This window comes from Methylocella tundrae (assembly GCF_901905185.1).
Taxonomy (GTDB): Bacteria; Pseudomonadota; Alphaproteobacteria; order Rhizobiales; family Beijerinckiaceae; genus Methylocapsa; species Methylocapsa tundrae.
Map to the genome: position 1 here is coordinate 1 of NZ_CABFMQ020000045.1, position 394 is coordinate 394.

At 68.3% G+C, this 394-nt stretch carries 1 protein-coding gene; it reads right to left on the reverse strand.

The features are described from left to right. A partial coding sequence (locus MPC4_RS04825; protein WP_174511530.1) for an aldehyde dehydrogenase family protein occupies positions 1-394 on the reverse strand: 394 nt, incomplete at both ends.

The following is a 394-nucleotide window of genomic DNA, read 5'->3' on the forward strand; positions in this document are numbered from 1 at the left end:
ATCCCGTGTTGATGCCCACGATGCCGTATTCCAGCGACTCGGCCACGCGCCAGACGCGCTGGAGGCCCTGGCTGTAGAAGTAGCTCGCCAGCCCGAATTCGGTGTCGTTGGCCAGGCGGATGGCCTCTTCGTTGGATTCGAACCGGAAGAGCGGCGCGACGGGCCCGAAGGTTTCCTCGCGCGAGAGCTGCATCTGCGGCGTGGCGCCCGTCAGCACCGTGGGCTCGAAGAAGGTGCCGCCCAGCGCATGCGGCTTGCCGCCGGTGAGGATGCGCGCGCCCTTGTCCACGGCGTCCTGCAGGTGCTCCTGCACCTTCTTCACGGCGGCCTCGTCGATGAGCGGGCCCTGTTCCACGCCCTCGTCCATGCCGTTGCCGACCTTCAGGCGCCGCAC